The organism is Dialister sp. (genome assembly GCF_051885895.1).
Lineage (GTDB): Bacteria > Bacillota > Negativicutes > Veillonellales > Dialisteraceae > Dialister.
The window spans coordinates 1-20,059 of the sequence record NZ_JBJEXP010000069.1; the positions used below are offsets into that span (position 1 = coordinate 1).

Annotated in this window: 21 protein-coding genes, 1 tRNA gene and 1 other annotated feature; of the genes, 6 read left to right on the forward strand and 16 right to left on the reverse strand. The window is 47.9% G+C overall.

The annotated features are described in order from the left end of the window. Positions 1-367 precede the first annotated feature (367 nt). From ACI4N7_RS05700 to leuC, 9 genes are all read right to left on the reverse strand, one after another. Complete coding sequence (locus ACI4N7_RS05700; protein WP_439732398.1) at positions 368-1,300, reverse strand: DUF1848 domain-containing protein; 933 nt, start codon at positions 1,298-1,300, stop codon at positions 368-370. Positions 1,301-1,332: 32 nt separating this feature from the next. Continuing rightward, the gene (locus ACI4N7_RS05705; protein WP_439732399.1) at positions 1,333-2,349 is read right to left on the reverse strand and encodes a helix-turn-helix transcriptional regulator; all 1,017 of its coding nucleotides are present in this window, start codon (positions 2,347-2,349) and stop codon (positions 1,333-1,335) included. A gap of 341 nt (positions 2,350-2,690) precedes the next feature. Continuing rightward, positions 2,691-3,233, reverse strand: a complete 543-nt coding sequence (locus ACI4N7_RS05710; protein WP_439732400.1) for a nitroreductase family protein — start codon at positions 3,231-3,233, stop codon at positions 2,691-2,693. Between the two features lie 124 nt (positions 3,234-3,357). Beyond that, positions 3,358-3,825 (reverse strand): GNAT family N-acetyltransferase, encoded by a 468-nt coding sequence (locus ACI4N7_RS05715; protein ID WP_439732401.1) that lies wholly within the window; start codon positions 3,823-3,825, stop codon positions 3,358-3,360. Positions 3,826-3,889: 64 nt separating this feature from the next. After that, entirely contained in the window at positions 3,890-4,516 is a 627-nt protein-coding gene (locus tag ACI4N7_RS05720; RefSeq protein ID WP_439732402.1) for a nitroreductase family protein, read from the reverse strand. A gap of 1 nt (position 4,517) precedes the next feature. After that, positions 4,518-4,973, reverse strand: a complete 456-nt coding sequence (locus tag ACI4N7_RS05725; protein ID WP_439732403.1) for a MarR family winged helix-turn-helix transcriptional regulator — start codon at positions 4,971-4,973, stop codon at positions 4,518-4,520. Positions 4,974-5,115: 142 nt separating this feature from the next. Then, a complete protein-coding gene (gene leuB / locus ACI4N7_RS05730; RefSeq protein WP_439732404.1) occupies positions 5,116-6,192 on the reverse strand; it encodes a 3-isopropylmalate dehydrogenase in 1,077 nt (358 codons plus the stop codon). A 1-nt stretch (position 6,193) separates the two neighbouring features. Then, positions 6,194-6,685 (reverse strand): 3-isopropylmalate dehydratase small subunit, encoded by a 492-nt coding sequence (locus ACI4N7_RS05735; protein WP_439732438.1) that lies wholly within the window; start codon positions 6,683-6,685, stop codon positions 6,194-6,196. Next, positions 6,685-7,944: a 3-isopropylmalate dehydratase large subunit gene (gene leuC, locus ACI4N7_RS05740; RefSeq protein WP_439732405.1), complete on the reverse strand. Its 1,260-nt coding sequence runs from the start codon at positions 7,942-7,944 to the stop codon at positions 6,685-6,687. The genes ACI4N7_RS05735 and leuC overlap by 1 nt, the downstream gene beginning before the upstream one ends. A gap of 41 nt (positions 7,945-7,985) precedes the next feature. Then, positions 7,986-8,190 (reverse strand) — a binding site (T-box leader). 148 nt (positions 8,191-8,338) lie between these two features. On the opposite strand from leuC, the gene ACI4N7_RS05745 reads away from it, so the two are divergent. The 3 genes from ACI4N7_RS05745 to ACI4N7_RS05755 all read left to right on the forward strand — a co-directional run bounded on the left by ACI4N7_RS05745 (position 8,339) and on the right by ACI4N7_RS05755 (position 9,805). Continuing rightward, positions 8,339-8,668, forward strand: coding sequence for a hypothetical protein (locus ACI4N7_RS05745; protein ID WP_439732406.1), 330 nt, complete (start codon positions 8,339-8,341; stop codon positions 8,666-8,668). Positions 8,669-8,897: 229 nt separating this feature from the next. Continuing rightward, positions 8,898-9,515, forward strand: a complete 618-nt coding sequence (locus ACI4N7_RS05750; RefSeq protein WP_439732407.1) for a hypothetical protein — start codon at positions 8,898-8,900, stop codon at positions 9,513-9,515. A gap of 32 nt (positions 9,516-9,547) precedes the next feature. After that, complete coding sequence (locus ACI4N7_RS05755; RefSeq protein ID WP_439732408.1) at positions 9,548-9,805, forward strand: TIGR03905 family TSCPD domain-containing protein; 258 nt, start codon at positions 9,548-9,550, stop codon at positions 9,803-9,805. 113 nt (positions 9,806-9,918) lie between these two features. Here ACI4N7_RS05755 and ACI4N7_RS05760 read toward each other — a convergent pair whose 3' ends face one another. Further along, positions 9,919-11,016: a PLP-dependent aminotransferase family protein gene (locus ACI4N7_RS05760; RefSeq protein WP_439732409.1), complete on the reverse strand. Its 1,098-nt coding sequence runs from the start codon at positions 11,014-11,016 to the stop codon at positions 9,919-9,921. A 290-nt stretch (positions 11,017-11,306) separates the two neighbouring features. Between ACI4N7_RS05760 and ACI4N7_RS05765 the strand changes: the two genes are divergently transcribed. Beyond that, a complete protein-coding gene (locus ACI4N7_RS05765) occupies positions 11,307-11,861 on the forward strand; it encodes an ECF transporter S component (protein WP_439732410.1) in 555 nt (184 codons plus the stop codon). A 280-nt stretch (positions 11,862-12,141) separates the two neighbouring features. Here the strand turns inward: ACI4N7_RS05765 and ACI4N7_RS05770 are convergent, their stop codons facing one another. The 4 genes from ACI4N7_RS05770 to ACI4N7_RS05785 all read right to left on the reverse strand — a co-directional run bounded on the left by ACI4N7_RS05770 (position 12,142) and on the right by ACI4N7_RS05785 (position 16,395). Then, entirely contained in the window at positions 12,142-13,119 is a 978-nt protein-coding gene (locus ACI4N7_RS05770) for an AEC family transporter (RefSeq protein WP_439732411.1), read from the reverse strand. Between the two features lie 11 nt (positions 13,120-13,130). Further along, positions 13,131-14,111 carry an AEC family transporter gene (locus ACI4N7_RS05775; RefSeq protein ID WP_439732412.1) on the reverse strand — a complete coding sequence of 327 codons (981 nt, stop codon included), beginning with the start codon at positions 14,109-14,111 and terminating at the stop codon, positions 13,131-13,133. Between the two features lie 129 nt (positions 14,112-14,240). Beyond that, entirely contained in the window at positions 14,241-14,930 is a 690-nt protein-coding gene (locus ACI4N7_RS05780; protein WP_439732413.1) for a response regulator transcription factor, read from the reverse strand. Continuing rightward, positions 14,899-16,395 carry a HAMP domain-containing sensor histidine kinase gene (locus tag ACI4N7_RS05785; RefSeq protein WP_439732414.1) on the reverse strand — a complete coding sequence of 499 codons (1,497 nt, stop codon included), beginning with the start codon at positions 16,393-16,395 and terminating at the stop codon, positions 14,899-14,901. The genes ACI4N7_RS05780 and ACI4N7_RS05785 overlap by 32 nt, the downstream gene beginning before the upstream one ends. Before the next feature lie 343 nt (positions 16,396-16,738). Between ACI4N7_RS05785 and ACI4N7_RS05790 the strand changes: the two genes are divergently transcribed. After that, positions 16,739-18,184, forward strand: a complete 1,446-nt coding sequence (locus tag ACI4N7_RS05790; RefSeq protein ID WP_439732415.1) for an ArnT family glycosyltransferase — start codon at positions 16,739-16,741, stop codon at positions 18,182-18,184. A 152-nt stretch (positions 18,185-18,336) separates the two neighbouring features. Next, positions 18,337-18,412: transfer RNA gene (locus ACI4N7_RS05795), tRNA-Cys, on the forward strand. A gap of 193 nt (positions 18,413-18,605) precedes the next feature. Here the strand turns inward: ACI4N7_RS05795 and ACI4N7_RS05800 are convergent. Further along, on the reverse strand, positions 18,606-19,553 hold the full coding sequence (locus ACI4N7_RS05800) for a DUF805 domain-containing protein (RefSeq protein WP_439732416.1): 948 nt from the start codon (positions 19,551-19,553) through the stop codon (positions 18,606-18,608). Between the two features lie 158 nt (positions 19,554-19,711). Next, positions 19,712-20,053, reverse strand: a complete 342-nt coding sequence (gene rplQ, locus ACI4N7_RS05805; protein WP_439732417.1) for a 50S ribosomal protein L17 — start codon at positions 20,051-20,053, stop codon at positions 19,712-19,714. Between the last annotated feature and the right edge of the window lie 6 nt (positions 20,054-20,059).

The following is a 20,059-nucleotide window of genomic DNA, read 5'->3' on the forward strand; positions in this document are numbered from 1 at the left end:
TGTTCAGTTTTCAAAGAATCATCGCTCTTCAAGCGACTTGATTATCATACCACGATCTTTTCGTTTTGTCAAATCTTTTTTCAAAGGTTTTTTCAAACTCTTTTTTCGTGACCGCTGTGTAACAGCTTCATGATAATATCATATTTGCTTTTCTCTGTCAACCGTAAGCTTTTTTGCTTTCCGTTTCAAGATTCAGCGTAATTGATTATAGCAATTCAGCCTTTGGGTGTCAAGGTCAAAAAACATGATTTTCCAAAGAAATTGACCTTTCCTTTGAAACAAGCCCGTCCATCTCTCTGCCGGAGACCCTGAATATTCACGCCGCCGGAACGATATTACAAAAATCAGGTTTTCCTGTTTCAATGCATCAGAAAAGACTTTCCGTCCTGTCCAGCCAGCTTTCCTGCCGAGCCTGCCTGATTTGATCGCCCTCTTCTATGTCCCCTGTAATAAGAGGAGATAGAGGATTATGTCTTTTTATCCGGTCCAGTACTTCTCCCCTGCTCCCGTTGGCATAGCAGTAGCGGCAGAAGTGGGCACAGGTACTATAGGCGCCTATATCATGCCCCAAAAGGCAGGCACATCCTTTCCTGGCATGCATGTTTTCGTAGGAAGGAATTTTCAGAGTACAGCCCAAAACCGCTTCCGCCTTTTCCTTTGTCAGACATCCGGTCGTATCTATTCCCAGTGAAGCAAAAGCAGGATTTTCAAGGCATGATATAAGCTTCATCCCCCTTTTCCCCGCAATTTTCACCATTTCATCTGCCAGATACAGCTGGTTCTCGTGACTGACACGGCAGACTTCAGGAAATTTGTGTATGGTCTTTCCATACAGGTCAATAAAGCTGAAAATGCAGGCATGGGTATACCCCTCCAGCGCCTCCGCCAGATAAGAGAAGGCCCGGATATGGAAGGAAAGAGTATACTTTCCCCACAGCAGCACGGGATCATAGCGCCAGCATACATGGGATGGACCCAGGATACGGGAAAGAATGCGGAAAGCCCGGATGACTTCCTGTACGTCCGGTACGCGGGGTTCCACATCCCTGCCGTAAGGAGTGATGGTCACATGCCAGAGCTGATGGTAATCGGATAATTCTTTCATTCGGGAAATCATGGGTGCCGGATTCTTGGTACAGAAACAGATGAGGTCCACCACATCCGGATCCAGTCGATAGCGGGTCACCTGGGAGTGATTGAAAGGATTTCTGACCAGAACAAAGCCTGCCTTCAGCCGATTCAGAAACCAGGTACTGTAAAAGCCGGGAATATCTGTCCTCTGTCCTGTATTAATAATCATGAAACTGCCCTGCTTTCCGACGATACCCCATTTTATCTGCCGCTTTTATTTTCCCGGCAGATGGCTTCCGCTTCCTTCAGCCATTTTTCTCTCAATTCTGCCGGAGCAAGTACCTTGACCCGGCTTCCCTGACTCAAAAGCCACATAAGTATGCCGTCTCCCCTGATTTCATCAGTAATAAGGAAACTTCCATTTTCCTGTGCTTCTGCTTTTGCCGTAGGGAGACGGTCCAGCACCGCTTCCACGGAAGGTCCCCGATACAGGAAGCGGATATGTTCCGGCTTTCCTCCATACATGTACTGAATACTGTTTTTAAAGACTCCCTCCCGGAGACGGCCCCCGTAATTTACCGTAAAGCTTTCCCCCGTATCAGAAAGTCGGCTCATCCGATCCAGTCGGTAGACACGGGTATTCTCCTTGGAAATTTTTTCTTTGTTTTCAGGAATTCCCAGCATATAAAAATAATATTCAGAAAAGAGGACCCCTTCCGGGCAGACCCTGTGCGGCCTGGTGCATTTTTCGCCCTGTCTCCGATAGTCAAAGGAAAGGACATGGTGGCTGCGGACTGCACCTGCAATCGTCCAGAGCATATGAACATCCGGCTCTTCATGTGCCGGATCCCGGTAGTCAAAGAGTTCACTTCGTATATATTGCTGCACTTCTTTCTTATCCGTGCCCAGAACAGCAGACTGCGTCAGGCGGTCCAGCAGGGACTCCAGTTCCTTTTTATGAAAGGCCCGGCTGGCCAGAAGAATTTTACCGATGGCAAAAAGTTCGTCCGGTGAAATCATTTCATTTTCCAGCTCTTTAATGCGGTATACTTTCCGAGATCGGTCATAGTAAAGCTCACGGCGGATGCCGTCCTGTTCCGCCCTCATATCCAGGTATTTCCTGATTTCAGCCAAATAACGGCTGGCAGTTCTTATATTGACTCCGAATGCTTCTGTCAGTTCCTTTCGTGTGACGGCGCCGCCGCGGATCAACCGGTCCCAAAGAAAAAGCACCTTCTCTGTTTTACGGTCCTCCCGCTCTGTTCCCTTTTTTATCATAAGACCCTCCGCCTTTCGCACAGAAAACCCACAAATCTATTTCTAATAATTATATCAGATTCCTCCTGTTTGAAGAAAGTGCCCATCAAAACCTTATGGGATGAATCCCTGTTTCCTTCTGCAAAGATTCATCCGGCTTCCCTTCTCATAAAAAAGAGCTGTAAAACCATTCCCGGGGAATCATTTTACAGCTCTCCTGCTCTCCATGAAAAACAGGTTATGCAGCAGGCATGAGTAAATCCGCTCTTTTTCGGCGGATATCGGAAGGAAAACCGGAAAAGCACACCATAGCAGTCATCTTTCCGGGCTTCTGTTCCTCCCATCCTTATCCCATACCCGCATTACCGGAAAGAAAGGACTTCCTTCAGCGGCTTTCTCTCATTGGCCGCCGGAATCACAGCAGGATGTCCGATGGCAATAATGGCCGAAACATCATAGTTTTCAGGAAGGTCCAGAATTTCTTTGATTTTCCCTTCATCATATCTTCCCATAATCAGTGTTCCCAGTTCCAGCGCATTGGCTGCCAGGCAGAAATGGGCAGCTGCCACGCCGGTGTCAAAGGACTGCCAGTGGGTGCCCTTGGATGTGGAGGGCCTGCCGTCGGGCTCATAGCCGGAAAGGCCTTTAATGGCACAGAGTACCATCAGTGCCGGTGCCGCATGGATATTTTCCGTATTCCACGGAAAATTCTTCGTGCATTCATCAGCAATCTTATTCTTCAGCTCTTTGTCCAGTACGGCCACATACCGGATGGGCTGGGTGTTTTCCCAGCAGGAAGCCATCTGCGATATTTCTACCACATTTTCGATTTCCTGGGCCGAAATGGGTTCATCGGTGTACTCCCTGATGCTTCTGCGTGAAATGAGACATTGAATTGCGTCCATTTTTTTCCTCCTGTCACTGCCCCTTTACATAACAGAAATAATAATCTGTCTCTGCTTATTTTATCATAAAAGAGAAAATCCTTCAGCGTGATAAGCGCCTCATGAAGCGATCAGAAAACAGGGGTCATTCTTTGGCTGCATAGTCTGGAGAAACGTTTTTAATCATCCTGACATGGGGAATCCCGTCAAGAAGAAATTCCGGCGAACATCTGCGAAAACCGGCTTTTTCATACAGTCCGCAGGCATAGGTCTGGGCTTCCAGATAAATGGCTTCTGCATGAAACCGTCTGACTGCCGCTTCCATCCCTGCAGCCAGAATTTTTGTCCCAAGCCCGCATCTCCGTTTCACTGCAATAACGCGGCCTATGGAAACATATTCACTTTCCACCCCGCGGTCCATGATGCGCAGATACGCCTGTATCCCTTCTTTATCCTTCAGAAATACATGAAGGGCGCTTTGGTCCCTGTCATCCGCATCCGGGTATGGACAGTTCTGTTCCACCACAAATACCTGAATACGAAGCTTGAGTATATCATACAATTCATCAAGGGTTAATTCGTGAAAACTCTTTACATATAATTCCATATCCATTCTTCTTTCATCAATTCAGACATTCTGAGAAATGCAACGCATTCTGTTTCCCATAACCGATGATTTATTTCCATCTTCCAAAATGGAGCTGCTTATCCAGACTGGCCCTGTTCTGTTCCGGAATTTTTTCATCAGGATCCGCATAACCGATTCCGATAAAGGCAGGAATCATATAGGTAGGCGGCACTTTCAGCTTTGCCTTTACTTCGTCCTGTTCTTCATTGAGCGGTATCCGCATGGAGCAGCCCAGCCCCTCTGCAGCAGACGCCAGGAAGATGTTTTCTATGACGCACCAGATGGTAGCAAAAGGATTCAAGCCGGATACATATCGACTGTTTAAGCCCCTGCCCTTGAACACAGGAATAACTACAACCGGTGCATCCCTAAGCATGGTATACTGTCTTGGCATAGCATAGGCATACATTTTCTGGGCCAGGGTAGTGGGGTAGGGTCTTGGCGTATGAAGATACTTATCTGCATCAAACCTGTCCGCTATCTTTTTCGCATGAGAAAAGGCGTATTCTTTTTCTTCCTCTGTCCTCAGGATGATAAAACTCCAGCTGCGGCTGTGATTCCATGTGGGCGCCTGGTTTCCCGCCTCCAGTATCCTTTTCAGTGTTTTGAAATCCACTTCCCTTGCCAGAAATTTTCTGACAGTCCTTCTTCTATGAACGGCATCATAAAATTCCATCTTACGTTTCCTCCATTTCTTCATGAATCAGCATTGTCAGATTTTTGGTGAATATACGGGATAAATCAATCAGTGTTTTTTGTTCTTCCGGCGAGAACATGGACATGGCCGTGTCCTCTGCCCAGGTAATGTGACGCACCACCTTTTCACAGCTGGACCGTCCTTCCTTTGTCATACGGACCCGCTTCATCCTTTTGTTTTCCTTCATTTCCGTAACCGTCACATACCTGTCCTTCAAAAGGTTTTTGATAATCAGGTTCACTGTCTGTTTAGACTCAAGCGTCCGCCGGCAGATATCCCGCTGGGTCATCCCATCTTCTGCATAATACAAGGCATTGACCACCAGGAGGGTTTTCATCATCATGCCATGCCGCTTTGCAAAATCATCATAGAGAGCAAACTGTTCATCCCTGAATTTGCAATAAAGATAAGCATTTTTCTTAACTTCGCTGTCCATTTCATCACCTGTAGTTGATCGCAATACAGTCAATTTATTGACTAATTCCATGCTATCATACTATCTGAAAGTATGCAACTTCAGCGAATTTACAACAAAAAAAGACCTGGAGAATCCAGGTCTTTTTTATTGAGCACGCAAATCAGTCTTTCAAATGGGCCAGAATGGCTTCGGTCATGCCTTCGCCATCTACTTTTTTCATGCCTTCCCGGTAAATGTCGCCGGTACGGTATCCGTCTTCCAGGGTATCATTCACTGCCTTTTCCATAGCGTCGGCCGCTCTATCTTCGTCCAGGGAATAACGGAGCATCATGGCAGCGGAGAGGATAGTCGCGATAGGATTGGCTATGCCCTTTCCTGCAATGTCCGGAGCGGACCCGTGAATCGGTTCATACAGGCTTGTTTCTTTCCCGATGGATGCAGAGGGCAGCATGCCTACCGAACCGGAGAGCACTGCCGCTTCATCCGAAAGGATATCGCCAAACATATTGCTGGTCACTACCACATCGAAGAAGGAGGGATGAATAGCAAACTGCTGTGCACAGTTATCCACATACATGTGATCCAGCTGCACATCCTGATAGTCCTCGTCATGCACATGAATAACCGTCCGTCTCCACAGGCGGGAAGATGCCAGCACGTTGGACTTGTCCACGCTGGTTACGTGTCCCCTTCTCTTTCGGGCAGCTTCCATGGCAAAGCGGGTAATACGCTCTACTTCCGGCACAGAATAGCTTTCCACGTCCCAGGCTCTTTCTACGCCGTCATTAATTTCCGATTCGCAGCGCCTGCCGAAATAAATGCCTCCGATCAGTTCCCGGACAATCATAATATCCGTGCCTCTGGCAATTTCGGGTTTCAATGGCGAATATTCAATCATGGAATCCTGTATTTTGACAGGTCGAAGATTGACATAGAGCCCCAGTGATTTACGAAGCCCCAGAATTGCTTTTTCCGGCCGCAGTGCCGGTTCCAGATGATCCCACTGATCGCCTCCCACAGCGCCGAACAAAACAGCGTCTGCCTTCCGGCAGGCCTCTACGGTTTCGTCCGGAAGCGGTACGCCGTATTTATCATAGGCTGTACCGCCTGCATCTTTCCATTCATAAGTCAGATCCAGATGATATATATCCGCTGCCTTTTTCAATACTTCTACTGCCGCATCTGTAACTTCCCCGCCGATGCCGTCTCCCGGAATCACTACAATGTGCTTTGCCATATTACCTGTGCTCCTTTACATACTGAATCAAACCGCCGGCTTTGGCAATATCCTGTATAAACCCGGGAAGAGGCGGCGCCTGGAATGTTTCCCCGGTCGTCATGTCAGTAATCTTCCCGGTGGAAAGATCCACGGAAAGCCTGTCTCCGGCGTGAATTTTTTCTACATCTTCGCCGATTTCCAGAAGCGGAAGTCCCACATTGATTCCATTTCTATAAAAAATCCGGGCAAAGGAAGCGGCAATGATGACCGGTACTCCTGATGCCTTGATAGCTACCGGCGCATGTTCTCTGGAAGAGCCGCATCCAAAATTTTTCCCGCCTACCATAATATCGCCGGGGATTACCTTTTGGGAAAATTCCGGATCAATGTCTACCATGCAGTGCTTTGCCAGTTCTTTGGGATCAAAGGTATTCAGGTAACGGGCAGGAATAATTACATCCGTATCAATATTGTCGCCATAGCGCCATACTTTTCCTTCTATAACAGCCATCATTCAACCTCCCTGGGAGCAGCAATTCTTCCCATAACTGCACTGGCGGCCGCTACCTGCGGACCGGCCAGGTAAATTTCAGAATCTGTGGGCCCCATACGGCCTATAAAGTTTCTGTTTGTGGTAGAAACGCACCTTTCACCGCTGGCCAGTATGCCCATATACCCGCCCAGGCAGGGGCCGCAGGTAGGAGTGGACACGGCACAGCCGGCCTGGATAAACGTATCAATATAGCCTGCGTGTACAGCCTGCAGATAAATGGCCGGTGTAGCAGGAATGACAATGCAGCGTACCCGTGGATGCACCTTATGTCCTTCAAAAATACGGGCTGCAATGGCCAGATCTTCCAGACGGCCGTTGGTGCAGGAGCCGATAACGACCTGGTCAATCCTGATTTCTCCAAAAGTTCCTACTTCCCTGGTATTTTCAGGCAGATGAGGAAATGCCACCACCGGTTTCATGGAAGACAGATCAATATGGACTTCCCGGCAGTAATGGGCGTCCTCATCGGGCTCAACCACTTCGTAAGGCCTGCGGAACCGGCCTTCAATATAGGTCTTTGTTTTTTCATCTACCGGGAAAATGCCGTTTTTCCCGCCTGCTTCAATCGCCATGTTGGCAATGGTGAAACGATCCGCCATGGACAGGGAAGCAATCCCCGGTCCCGTAAATTCCAGGGATTTGTACAAAGCTCCGTCTACACCGATCATGCCGATGAGCTTAAGGATGACATCCTTCCCTGTAATATCTGCCGGTTTGGTTCCCGTAATGATCACCTTAATGGCATCCGGCACCTTGAACCATGCTTCCCCGGTAGCCATAGCCACTCCCAGATCTGTGGAACCTACGCCGGTGGAAAATCCGCCCAGGGCGCCATAGGTGCAGGTATGAGAATCTGCGCCGATGGTCACCATACCCGGTCCTACCAGTCCTTTTTCAGGAAGCAGTGCATGCTCAATGCCTACGCGGCCCTGTTCAAAATAATTGACAATGCCGTTTTCCCTGGCGAAATCTCTTACAATTTTAGCCAGTCCTGCCGATTTGATATCCTTGGCCGGCTGGAAATGATCCGGAACAAGAACGATTTTTTCTCTGTCAAATACCGGCCTTCCTACCTTTTTGAATTCCGCAATGGATGGCGGTGCTGTAATATCATTAGCCATTACCAGATCCAGACTGCAGTAAATCAAATCTCCCGCTTTCACAGAATCCAATCCTGCATGTTTTGCCAGGATTTTCTGTGTCATTGTCATTCCCATACAAATACCTCCCATGCTGCAAAATAAAAAATCTTCCGTCTCCAAGAGACGAAAGATTCGCGGTACCACTCTTATTCATGCCAAAGGCATGCACTCATGCTGATAACGGTCAGATTCCGGCACCGCCTACCTGTTCAGCAGTGCAGCTCGAGGACGAGTTCAAAATCCGCTTCTGTCATTTTTCACCATCCAATGACTCTCTGCAAGCAAGTGGGGATTTCTAATGCTTCCTGTCAACGCTTTTGTGAATTTAGGAATACTCTACCACACCCCTTCTCATTTTGCAAATAAAATTTTAAAATATTTTTAGAAAGACAAAATTTGTCACAATCATGGTTTATACTAATAAATAGAATCTCTATTAGTTTCTTATTAAGTTAGGAGGCTGTCTGCTATGAAAAAAATCTTCTGTATTTTTGCATCTTTCATTCTTCTGCTTTTGGGAAGCCTCACCGTCAGCGCAGCAGGTCCCATCAACCAGGATGGATATTTCAAAAATATCCGCCTTGCCGGGCGGGTACGGGTCGTAGACTCCTTTCCTGATATCAGGGTCCAGGTGGTCTCCTCTTTTCCGGATTTAAATGTGAAATCCGTTTCCTCCTTCCCTGATGAAATAGGCGAGTGGCAGTTTGTGGACTACGGGGAAGACTTTACCATCCAGTTTGTAGACAGTTTTCCTGATATACGCATCCAGTTCGTAGACTCGTTTCCCGGCGTCTGCTGAATCAGTTCCCTGCATAAATTCATATTTCCTCTATCATTTATCCGTGATATGATAAAAGGGAGAAAAGGATCCCCTGCTGCAGCGCAGGCATATCCAAGGGGCTGAAGAATTTCGTGAAGCAGCCCGTCATTTTAAGGAAAAATTCAGAGCTATGAAACAGGCAGGATACCATATTCCCCGGTATCTTCAATTCTCCCTCTATTGTCCTGCAGGAAAGGAGCGGCTTCCTATGAAAAAAACATTATTCGTTGTATCTTCCAAACCGGATGCCGGCCTTTCCAATGAAATACTTCACCTCATCCGGGAAGATGCAAGACAGTACAGCGAAGATTTCAGCGAAAACAATCTCCGCATCGTCATGATGAATGAAGATCAGTGGCGCCTTCATAAGAATGCCATTATGCCCAAATCCCACGTCCTTTTTATCGGACTGCCGGAGCAGGGCGCATGGCTTCCTGAAAAAATGACGCTCAAATTCAATAAGTACGGTATTCATTACGGATGGACCGGCTGTCATGCCTTTCTTACCGTACAGGAAAACATATTGAAGGATCACAGCGCCTATGGCCATTTTCTGGAAGAGCTGAAAGAACTCTGCACCCTGGAAGATGTGATACAGAGTCCGAAACGTCTGGATGCTCTGCAGCTGGTAGGCATGCTCTGCGTAGCCCTTCTGGTACCTTTTGGAAGCGTACTGGTAGGAGGCAAGCTGATTCGGGACTGGTACGCCAACGATAATCTGGTAAGAAAGCAGCAGTATGTCTACGGTATCTTTCACCTCTACCGCCATCATTTGAAGGAATTTATGGAAATGAAAACCGAGCCGCCGGAAAACCCGGCAGCATAAATAGAGCGGGTTTTCCGGAAAGGATGATATTCATGAAAAGCTATCAATTTACCCCTGAAGGTGTATGTTCAAGATCCATTACCTTCGATCTGGATGATGAAAAGAAAATTCACCATCTGAAATTTCAGGGCGGCTGCCCGGGCAACCTGTCTGCCATAGGCCGGCTTCTGGAAGGAAAAGACGCCAAAGAAGCGGCCGACATCCTTCGGGGCAATGACTGCGCAGGAAAAGGCACCTCCTGTGCAGATCAGCTGTCCCGCGCACTGGACAAGGCGCTGAAGGAAGAATAGGAAATATATAAACTCCTCACATAAAAAGCATTCCGTCTCCAGGCGGAATGCTTTTTTATACGGCAGAACTATCCTGCACTTTGATGGGATATCATCATATCCGGCCTAGCCGGTTATGACTGCAGATGTTTTCCGGCATTTTCAATCTTTCTGCGCTTTCTTCTTACCCGATTGATATGACGTTCAAACTGTCCGCTGGCAATAAATTCCGCCAGCACCAGCTGATCAAAAACCGGAACGGTACAGGAATAGAATCCTATTTTTTCCTCATAGGATGGCAGAAGAATATCCGGCAGTACCAGATATCCCACACGGATAGACGGGGCAATAGTTTTAGAGAAGCTGTTCATGTAAATCACCGGCCCGTCGGGAGCCAGTGAAAAAAGAGTATCTTCCGGCTTGGAGAGAAGTGTAAATTCCGAATCAAAATCATCTTCTATGATGTAGCCGTGCCGTTCCTTCGCCCATCGTATATATTCCGCCCTTTTGGACGCACTGGCCGTTATGCCGGAAGGATAACTGTTGAACGGCGTCACATGAAGGACAGAAGCCCTGCTTCTCTCCAGTTCTTCCGTCTCGATGCCTTCCTTTCCCATTTTCAGCAGTTCCACCTGCACCTGACTGGCTTCATACACCTTTTGGATTTTTTCATAGGACGGCTTTTCCAGTGCATAGATCCGGTCCCGCCCCAGTACCTGTACATTCAGCCCATAGAGGTACTCGGCGCCGGAACCGATAAGTATATCATCAGGAGATACAATCATATTACGGCTTCTGGCCAGATAGGAAGACAGGGCCTCCCGAAGTTCCCTGCACCCCTGATGAGGAGAGGGATCCAGAATCCGTTTCCCATAGGAGGAAAGAACATTTCTCATCGTCCTGGCAAAGGCAGAAAAAGGAAACATTTCTCTTTCCCCTTCTTCCCTGCTTTCTACAGGAACCGTTTCCGGTTCACTCCGGGCAGCTGCTTTTCTGCTGTCTCCTACCGGATAGGCCTCATATTCCTTGTATATAACGTAATAACCGCTTCTTTCCCGAGGCTCCACATATCCTTCCTCCGTCAGCAGATCATAGGCATGTTCCACAGTAATCACACTGTATCCCGATTCATCTGCCAGCTGTCTCTTGGAAGGCAGCCGTTCTCCTGCCCGGTAAACTCCGCCGGTAATTTTTTCCCGAATCGCTGTATACAGCTTCATATAGCCGGTCATAGACGTCTCCTTTTCTGTGAAATGGGATGTAAGGAATCAAAAAATTAACCCGGTACAGGGTTATTGGGGCACATGGCCAAAAGCGGCTAATGCACAAAACAGTTCCGCATCATAATCTTCCCCAAACGGCCGAACGGGGAAGAACTCCTCCCATCAGGCAGGCAGAATGCGGACTTTGCCTTTTACCTGTTCCCTTCTGGTTATATTTTTTTGTTCAGTTCTGGTAATTTTAATAAGTTCAGTTTCATATTATAATTCAAACCATAATAAAGTGCAAAGGAGACTTTCCTATGACTCATGAAACGACAGCGGATCCTCTGCCGGTGATCCATACCCGCCACAATACAAGGTGGCTCACTATATGCGGCCTTTTTATGGCAATGAATATTGCGCTCTCTTCCTTCGGCCTGCCTGTACCCGGCGGACATCTGTATCTTAACGATATCATCATCGTCACAGCAGCCCTTGTCCTTGACCCCGCCGGTGCCTTTCTGGTAGGCGGCGTAGGTGCCTTTCTGGGAGATTTTTTCTTTTATCCTCTTCCCATGTTTGTTTCCCTGGTCACCCACGGACTGCAGGCAATGGCCATTTCCTACATCGTCCATCACTGCTTCAGAGGGAACCGTGCTACCGCCGTAATCACTGCCGTACTGACAGGCGCTGTCATTATGGTAGTAGGATATTCCCTGGGGCGGGCCTATGTGTACAGTACCCCTGCCTATGCCTGGATCAAGCTGCCCTATGAAATCCTGCAGGCCCTTTTCGGCGTCATCTGCGGGCCTTTCCTGGTATGGCGCATGAAACTGGATGAAAAGATTAAAAAATTGATCAACGGGAAATATTAATCACAGGCCTGCTTCCATCCCATTCCTTTTTTCAGAAATACTGACTGTTTCAGACAACAGGGCCCATGGCCCTGTTATTTTTATTTCCTTTTTTTGTAAAACGCCGATGTATGACCCAGCCTGTACAGTAAAGAATCCCGGCAGACTCCGGCCTGCCGATTCCCGCCTCAAAGTATCCCTATCAGAATTGAACGAAAAAAATAAAACCCTATTAGGAAAAACCCCTCTCAAAAATTGAGAGGGGTTTTGCATGAACTACAGGTGTGTATCTTTCGCATTCTTACACAATGGGAAAGAGAATTCGTGCCAGATAAATGGTTCCGGTCATGGTAATGCAGGACAGGAATGTACTCATCATCACCAGTTCCGTGGCAAAGTCCTCGCAGTTGTGAAATTCCACGGCATAAAGCACGGAGTTCACCGCCGCCGGAACAGAAGACATGATAAGAATCGTCTGACACACTGCCGGCTCAAAGGAGATTCCCAGCAGCTTCCACAGATAGATCAGAAGAAAGGCCACCAGCGGAGCCACCACCAGCCGCACAAAGCAGCCCAGCCATGCATCCATATCGCCGAAGGAAATTTTACTTCTGTGGATCTGCATTCCCAGCGCAATCATGACAATAGCCACCAGAGCGGAAGCACAGTTCTGGAATATGGGCCAGAGGAAGGTGGAAGTCATATCAAACCCGGAATATTTAATGGAAAATACCGCTGCCAGTGTATAAATAACCGGCATATGAAACACTACGGACAATGCATCCCGGGGCGTCAGTTTCCCTTTGCCTGCCTGGTAAAGCCCCAAGGTATTCAGGCACATGTTCATCTGCACCAGCATCATGGTAGCCGCCGCACTGGCTACCGTCAGATAAGGCGTTTTCCCATCCACCACATAAGGTGCATTGGAAAATACAAGCGCTATAAGGGCAATACCGATATTTCCGTTATTGGAAAACATGGTTCCGTTTTTAAAAGCTTCCGTCTTAGAAACAGAAAATCCCCTGATATGTCCGATGATCACGCCTATGACTCCCAGAACCGCCATAAGGACAAAGGACAGCAGGAACACATGAAGCATGGACATGTCGATTTTGGCTACATATATGCTGTAAAAGATAAAACAGGGCAGAACAACATAAAAGGTAAGCTTCGTAAGAGAAGAGACTTCCATTTTATACCGGCGGTCCATGAAATACCCGATAGCCACAAAAATCAGGAGGGGCAGGATATTATCGGAAATAATCTGTAAAAATGCCATCATATCCCTCCTCACAGTGCCACAGGAAACAGAATCCTGGCCAGATAGATTGCTCCCGTCACGGTCAGTACGCCGGCCACTGTATTAAACAGGACCGACCGGGTCACAAAATCCGGATGGTTCTTGTATTCTACGCTGTAAATAATAAGAGCCATGGAAGACGGAACAGCGGCGTACAGGAAAAATACCTGCTTCACCAGCGGACTGACAGGCAGATGGATAAAGGACAGGCCTTCCATAATGCACCAGGCCAGAAAAGGAGCCAGCACCAGTTTCAGTGCTCCTGCCGCAAGGCCTGGCAGATCCGGCTTTTTCAGCCTGCTTCTATGCAGCTGGAGCCCGATGGTAATGGTAATCAGCACCATGAAGGCGCCATTAAAATGCTGCAGTACCGGCCACACAAAGGTGTGTTCCAGAGAAATGCCGGACAGGCGTACCAGAACCGCCAGAAGAGCCGCATAGAGCGCAGGCATTTTCAGGAGGTACCTGATGTAGTCCGCTGCTGAAGCGCCATGATTTCTGATGAGTGCTGCGCCAAATACATTGACGGCCATATTCATGACAATCATCAGGATAGCCATGGCTCCCATGGCTTCTGCCAGGTAGGGATGACTGCTTCCTTCTGCAAAAGGAGGATGGGTGTAAATCAGGATAATAAGAGCCGCCCCGATATGTCCGGAATTGGAAAAAGCGGAAACTGCCTTGAATTCATCATTTTCCTCTTTGCCCAAATGAAGTATCTTCCCTATTCCGCCGGCCGCAGCATACTGCAGCACCAGGAGAAGAAGGGCTGCGGGAATGACCGCCAGTTCCGCCCCGCTGCCCCGGTACTGATAACAGCTGTAAAAAATAAAGCAGGGAAGCACCACCATAATGGTCAGCTTGCTGTAGGTTGAAATGTCAATCTTGAATTTACTGTCCAGAAACCATCCTGCCCCGATAAATACAAAAAGAGGCAGTATATCGTTCCATATAATGGAAAATAGAATCATAGTACCCTCGTGCAGGTTCCCCTTTATACCAAATAAAAAGCAAATCGCTGTATTATTCAGTATACAACGATTTGCCGGACAAAGAAAGAACCGTTTCCAAAGTACGGGTCCGCTGCTCCACGATTCCATTCAGGGCTTGAACTTATATCCTACACCCCAGATGGTCAGAATATGTTTGGGATTGGAAGGATCCTCCTCTACAGCCTCCCGGAGCCGGTTGATATGCACCGGCACGGTGGACGTATTTCCCAGAGAATCCATGCCCCAGATTCTGGTATACAGAGATTCCCTGCTGTAAACCACATCCGCATGAACCATAAGGAACTCCAGCAGCTGGAACTCCTTATTGGGCAGCACCTTTTCCACGCCCTTCACAAAAATACGGTGGGTATCAGGCTCCAGGGTAATCCCACTGATGGTAATCTTTTTCCTGTCTTCAGCCGTCCCCTTCAGCCGTTCATACTGAGCCAGCTGGGATTTGACCTTGGCCACCAGCACACCGGGAGAAAAGGGCTTTTCAATATAATCATCAGCACCAAAGCCCAGTCCCCGGATTTTATCAATATCGCTTCTTCTGGCTGTCACCATCATAATGGGAATATCAATTTTATCTCTGAGCTTTCTTACAATCTGGAAACCGTCCATGCCCGGCAGCATGATATCCAGAAGAATCAGATCATAGTCTCCCGTCAGTGCTTCCGTCAGTCCTGCGGTCCCATTTTCTTCCACTTTCACATCATATCCGCCGACTTCCAGATAATCCCGCTCAATGGATGCAATATCGTCATCATCTTCCACTATCAGTATGCGTTTTTTCATCTTTTCCCTCCAATGGTAACGTAATCTCTACTTCCAGTCCATGGGGCTTTCTGTTTTGGAAACGGACAGTCCCCTTCATCAGATGGACAGCCCGGGCCACAATGGAAAGGCCCAGCCCGCTGCCCCGATCTGTACGGCTTCGGGCTTTATCTGTCCTGTAAAAGGCTTCCTGGAGACGGCCCAGGGACTCCTCCGGCACTCCGGGCCCGTCATCAGCAATGCGAAGCACTGCTTTTCCTTTTTCACTCAAAACATCAATCCCGATGTGCACCTGTTTTTCCGTTTTATACCGGATACTGTTGGAAACCAGGTTTTCCACCACTCTTTCCAGAAGCAGCAGGCTTCCCTGGATTCTGACAGATTTCTCGACCCTGACATCAAAGGCTGCGCCGTTTTTCTGCCAGTTCAGCCTGTTTTCTTCAATGAACTGCCCTACAAGCTCTCCCAGATCCAGAGATTCCGCAGGCAGTGCTTTCTCACCGATATCCATTTTAGTCAGCAGAAGCAGCTGCTCTACCAGCCGGTCCAGCACATCCGCCTTTTTCCGGATGACCTGCAGATAATGCTCCTGCATGGCCGGCGTAGAGGCCACATGATCCAGCAGTCCTTCCACATAAGCCTTGATGGATGTCAAAGGTGTCCTGATATCATGGGAAATAGATGCAATCAGTTCCTTTCTCTTTTCTTCGTCTTCCTCTCTTTCTTCCAGCGATTGTTTCAGCTTCCAGCTCATCACATTGAACGCTTCCACTGCCGGGCTGAATTCATCCTTCCTGTGATGCTCCAGGTGAACGGACAGATTGCCCTTGCGGATTTCCTCTGCCCCTCTTTCCAGTTCCTTCAGGGGCGAAAGAATACGGCCGATAATAAACCGGGACAGGAAATAGCTGGTGCCGACGATGAATATAAGCAGCGCCGCCAGAATGAACCGGCTGACGCCCCGTACTGCTTTTTCAATGGCCGTATCATTACGGAACTGGGGATGATGGGCCATGATGTACAGATGATAGGTTTCATTCCTGATGATTTCCTTATCCAGGAAACGGTATTCATTGCCGTCGGTCATACTGTAGGTGCTGTTTCCTTCTCTCCGGTCCAGCCTTTCCTGAATACCGGCTTCCTGCAGATCCTTAACATCTTCCTTCCCATATTTTTCATTGCCATAGCTGTACAGAACAGCACCGTCTTTTTCCAGTGCCACATAGGTAGCTACAGGATCAGTAATTTCCATGACCCAGGCATACCGGGACACCGAATCTCCATGCCGCAGGCTGTGAAATACGGATGCCCTGATCACCTGGGAAATGACGTTGAACTGGAACCCGCTTTCCGCTATGACGTGATTTCCGCCGGACGCATAGAGAAGCAGGCCTGCAAAAGCAGAGGCCAGTACGAAGAATGTCATAAGGAAAGGCAGAATGCATACCACAATATGACTTAAAATCAGACTTTTACGGATTGTCATAACATCACCCTGAAAAAAATATAAAGGTTGAACGAGAAAGGCTGCTGCAGCAGGAACTCCGGCCTGCCAGCCAAAAGCGCCACGGACCTTTCGCATCTTTGGCAGCCGCTCTGCAAAGAAATACCTGTCAACAGTGACTCATTGAAAACTGCAGATTCTCCACAGTTTTTTATGATGTCCTGCCCGTTCTCTTTTCCCTTATCATACAAATCGCCAGCGGAACCTGCAACCTGTAATTTTTCAGTTTATTTTTTATTTAATCTTACATATAAAATCATTTACATCATTCCTGTAGAGTACAAGGTAAAGAAACACTGTTTCAATTCCATGATTCTGGAGGAAAATGATGAAAACACTTCGCAGCCATCCTTACATTACCCTTTTTATTTTTACCATGCTTATCTACCTGGCAGGCAACCAGCTGCTGGCGATAACTGACACAGCCGAATCCAACTACGCCCTTACCGCCAAGGAAATGGTACTGTCCGGGGACTGGATTTCCCCGCAGATTTACGGAAGGTACTGGTATGATAAGCCTATCTTCTATTACTGGGAGCTTGCCCTTTCCTTTGCCCTCTTCGGTTTTAATGAAATGGCCGCCCGCCTTCCGGCCGCTGTTCTGGGCTCTGCTTCCGTCCTCTTTACCTACTGGTTTGCACGCCGCTGCTACGGTGAAAAAGCCGGCTGGCTCTCTGCTCTTATTTTAGGCACCTCTGTGGAATGCTGGATTCTTTCCAAAGCCGTCATTACCGATTCCACACTCTTCCTTTTCATGAGTGCCTCCATCGCTTTCTTTTATCTGGGCTATTCAGAAAACAGGAAATACTATTTCCTCTGCTACATCTTTGCAGCCCTGGCTACTCTTACTAAAGGTCCTATCGGGATTCTTCTCCCCGGACTTGCCTGCCTCCTTTTCCTTATCTATAAAAAGGATATCAGGGAAATGGCCCACGTTCACCTCTTCAGCGGCCTCCTCCTGTTTACTCTCATTGCAGGAGCCTGGTACGGCACCATGTGCTATCTGCATGGAAATGATTTCCTGCTGAATTTCATAGGTGTTCATAATGTTCTCCGCGCAACTGTATCTGAACATCCTTCTCATAATAAATGGTATTTCTATATTATTATCTATTTTGCTGGATTTGCTCCCTGGAGTTTCTTTGTTCCCGTCTCCCTTTTCCACCGCTGGAAACGGAAAGAGCTGGATCTTCGGAGTGCACGGGACTCTACCCAGCTGCTCCTGATATACGCCTTTGTGGTTTTGATTTTCTTCCAGCTGGTTGCTACCAAGTACACCACCTATACTTTCCCGGCCCTTTTCTCCCTGTCCATTCTCACTGCTGTTCTTTACAAGAACTATGAATTCCGCATTGAAAAAGCTGCCCTGGCCGCAGGCGCCGTATATACAGTCCTGGCCATTGCCGTCGCTCCTTCCATTATGCTGAACCATTCCGGCAAGGAAATCGGAGAGGCCCTGGCCCATCTGGATACCAGCGGCAAGACCATCGCTTTTCTTGACGATTATCGAACCTCTGCTGTATTCTACAGCGGGAAAACCATCTACCGTGCCGAACCGGGCGATAAAATCGCCTCCATGGAACCGGGTACCCTTTCCTGGAACGCTAAAAATGTGATGCCCTTCATTGCGGAAGAAGATCTTATGGATAATCCGGACGTACTGCTGATTACCAAGGACGATAACCGTTCTCCCTTCCTGATTGCCTATAACGAAGCTGATGCCTCCTATCGCATCAACGTATCCGGTGAATACAGCCTCTGGCTGCGCTGATCATTCCATTTCTGCAGAAACTGAAAAACAGGCATTCCTTTTCGAAGGATATGCCTGTTTTTCATTCATGCCTCTGCAAACGGCAATGGATGCATCCACAATTGCCTTTACTTTTTCGAAAGAAAGCGATATACTGTAATAGTCGATTCTATGGCGGTGTAGCCAAGCGCTAAGGCGTGGGCCCTGCAAGGCCCTTATCCCCGTGTTCAACTCCGGGCACCGCCTCCAAAGCAATTGAAAAGCTCCTGTAATACAGGAGCTTTTTTTGATGCATAAAATACGGCCGCCGGGAACGGCAGGTGCCAGGGAAATGATTTTCCCTCCTTTACCGTGATTGGGAATACCGCCAAAGAACCCGTGTGCCTGACGCAGGGATGTGCCGGCACTTAAATTCTCTGCATTTCGGAAATTCTCTGGTCCGTCATTCTTTCGGCACAGGACCGTACTTGTTTTTCTTATTCTCTCCAGGGAAGAAGGCAAGAAGCACAACGGCCGCCATAAAGATCACTGCTACCACTCTGGTAGCCATCAGCTGGCTGCCAAGGAACTGTCCGCCCAGCTGATTAATGGCAAACAGAATCAGGAAGAAAAGCCAGTAATACAGATGAGACAGCCCTATGTCAGAAAGACGGCGCATAGCCAGACTGATCAGTGAAATAAAGCACAGGGTGCCTACCACCAGGAAAGTAAAAATATACAGATTCAGATCCCCTTCAAAAAGTTCCGGCTTCAGACAGGTGAATCCAAAAAGAACAGAAGCAGGAACAGCAGCTCCCAGCATCTTGGGAATATAGGACCGTCTGCTCATGCGGCCTACCGGATTAAAATAGGTCTTGAAAATTTTGTGCCCCAGGCCTTTTGTCTTTTCTTCCTCTTCCCGAGCAATCGCTTCATTATCCGAAAGCACCTTCGCTTCCTCACTGTCCATGAGCGCAATGGTTACTGCCTTTTCGCCCTTATCCGGCTTTGTTACAAAAATGGAAGTCACCGTATCGGAAAAGATGGTCATGCCCGTTGCTTCTTCTCCCTGTCCTTCCGATTCAGACAGCTTCTGAATGAAGGATTCTCTGTCCCCTGCAGGAAGCTCCATATAAATGGCTGCGGTTTTCTTATTCCGTATGCACACGCCTACGATAGAAACCTCTATTCCATAGAAAGGAAACTTCTCCTGTCCTTCAGAAAGAGAGTAAAATTCAATGTGCTTATCCTCATCCATTTTCTCCCGAGTTGCCGTATATTCTCTGGAAATACTACGCAGCGTATCTCCCAGACGAATTTTACCGGCTCTTCTCGGTTTTCTGTGCTTTCCGCCGCCTGCTGCTTTTCCTGCGTTTTCTGTAATGTCAGGAATATCAAAATCCATACTCATTGATGTCAAATCTCCTTTATCAAGAGGCTCCTGCCCCTTTAAACTGTCTGCTTTATTGTAACATGACTGACCTGCAGATAAAAGCTGATGAGCTCCTTATGGCATGAATAAAAAAGAACCGGTGAGCATTCACCGGTTCTTTCAGATCAGACAGGAAATCAGTCAACCAGGGCGATGATGACTTCAGGAGCATTATCGCCGAGACGGCCGTCCAGTTTCACAATGCGGGTATAGCCGCCATTGCGGTCTGTATATTTCTTTGCAATTTCGTCAAACAGTTTCTTGGTAACAGCCTTGTCCATAATGAAACTTTCAGCCTGACGGCGGGCATGAAGATCGCCTCTCTTAGCAAGGGAGATCATCTTGTCAGCTACATGGCGGAGTTCCTTGGCCTTGGATTCAGTGGTCTTAATCTGGCCATGCTGGAAAAGGGCGGTTACGAGACTGCGCAGCAGGGCCTTACGGGCACCGCTGACTCTTCTCAATCTACTACGAGCCATTTCTTT

Excerpts from the sequence above, each read along its gene's own strand:
- ACI4N7_RS05790 (WP_439732415.1), top strand. The coding sequence starts at position 16,739 with ATGATGAAAACACTTCGCAGCCATCCTTACATTACCCTTTTTATTTTT.
- ACI4N7_RS05735 (WP_439732438.1), bottom strand. The coding sequence starts at position 6,685 with ATGGCTGTTATAGAAGGAAAAGTATGGCGCTATGGCGACAATATTGAT.
- ACI4N7_RS05765 (WP_439732410.1), top strand. The coding sequence starts at position 11,307 with ATGACTCATGAAACGACAGCGGATCCTCTGCCGGTGATCCATACCCGC.
- ACI4N7_RS05760 (WP_439732409.1), bottom strand. The coding sequence starts at position 11,016 with ATGACCGGCTATATGAAGCTGTATACAGCGATTCGGGAAAAAATTACC.
- leuB (WP_439732404.1), bottom strand. The coding sequence starts at position 6,192 with ATGGCAAAGCACATTGTAGTGATTCCGGGAGACGGCATCGGCGGGGAA.
- ACI4N7_RS05750 (WP_439732407.1), top strand. The coding sequence starts at position 8,898 with ATGAAAAAAACATTATTCGTTGTATCTTCCAAACCGGATGCCGGCCTT.
- ACI4N7_RS05700 (WP_439732398.1), bottom strand. The coding sequence starts at position 1,300 with ATGATTATTAATACAGGACAGAGGACAGATATTCCCGGCTTTTACAGT.
- ACI4N7_RS05720 (WP_439732402.1), bottom strand. The coding sequence starts at position 4,516 with ATGGAATTTTATGATGCCGTTCATAGAAGAAGGACTGTCAGAAAATTT.
- ACI4N7_RS05745 (WP_439732406.1), top strand. The coding sequence starts at position 8,339 with ATGAAAAAAATCTTCTGTATTTTTGCATCTTTCATTCTTCTGCTTTTG.
- ACI4N7_RS05785 (WP_439732414.1), bottom strand. The coding sequence starts at position 16,395 with ATGACAATCCGTAAAAGTCTGATTTTAAGTCATATTGTGGTATGCATT.
- ACI4N7_RS05715 (WP_439732401.1), bottom strand. The coding sequence starts at position 3,825 with ATGGATATGGAATTATATGTAAAGAGTTTTCACGAATTAACCCTTGAT.
- ACI4N7_RS05800 (WP_439732416.1), bottom strand. The coding sequence starts at position 19,553 with ATGAGTATGGATTTTGATATTCCTGACATTACAGAAAACGCAGGAAAA.
- ACI4N7_RS05755 (WP_439732408.1), top strand. The coding sequence starts at position 9,548 with ATGAAAAGCTATCAATTTACCCCTGAAGGTGTATGTTCAAGATCCATT.
- ACI4N7_RS05710 (WP_439732400.1), bottom strand. The coding sequence starts at position 3,233 with ATGGACGCAATTCAATGTCTCATTTCACGCAGAAGCATCAGGGAGTAC.
- ACI4N7_RS05705 (WP_439732399.1), bottom strand. The coding sequence starts at position 2,349 with ATGATAAAAAAGGGAACAGAGCGGGAGGACCGTAAAACAGAGAAGGTG.
- ACI4N7_RS05725 (WP_439732403.1), bottom strand. The coding sequence starts at position 4,973 with ATGGACAGCGAAGTTAAGAAAAATGCTTATCTTTATTGCAAATTCAGG.
- ACI4N7_RS05775 (WP_439732412.1), bottom strand. The coding sequence starts at position 14,111 with ATGATTCTATTTTCCATTATATGGAACGATATACTGCCTCTTTTTGTA.
- rplQ (WP_439732417.1), bottom strand. The coding sequence starts at position 20,053 with ATGGCTCGTAGTAGATTGAGAAGAGTCAGCGGTGCCCGTAAGGCCCTG.
- ACI4N7_RS05780 (WP_439732413.1), bottom strand. The coding sequence starts at position 14,930 with ATGAAAAAACGCATACTGATAGTGGAAGATGATGACGATATTGCATCC.
- leuC (WP_439732405.1), bottom strand. The coding sequence starts at position 7,944 with ATGGGAATGACAATGACACAGAAAATCCTGGCAAAACATGCAGGATTG.
- ACI4N7_RS05770 (WP_439732411.1), bottom strand. The coding sequence starts at position 13,119 with ATGGCATTTTTACAGATTATTTCCGATAATATCCTGCCCCTCCTGATT.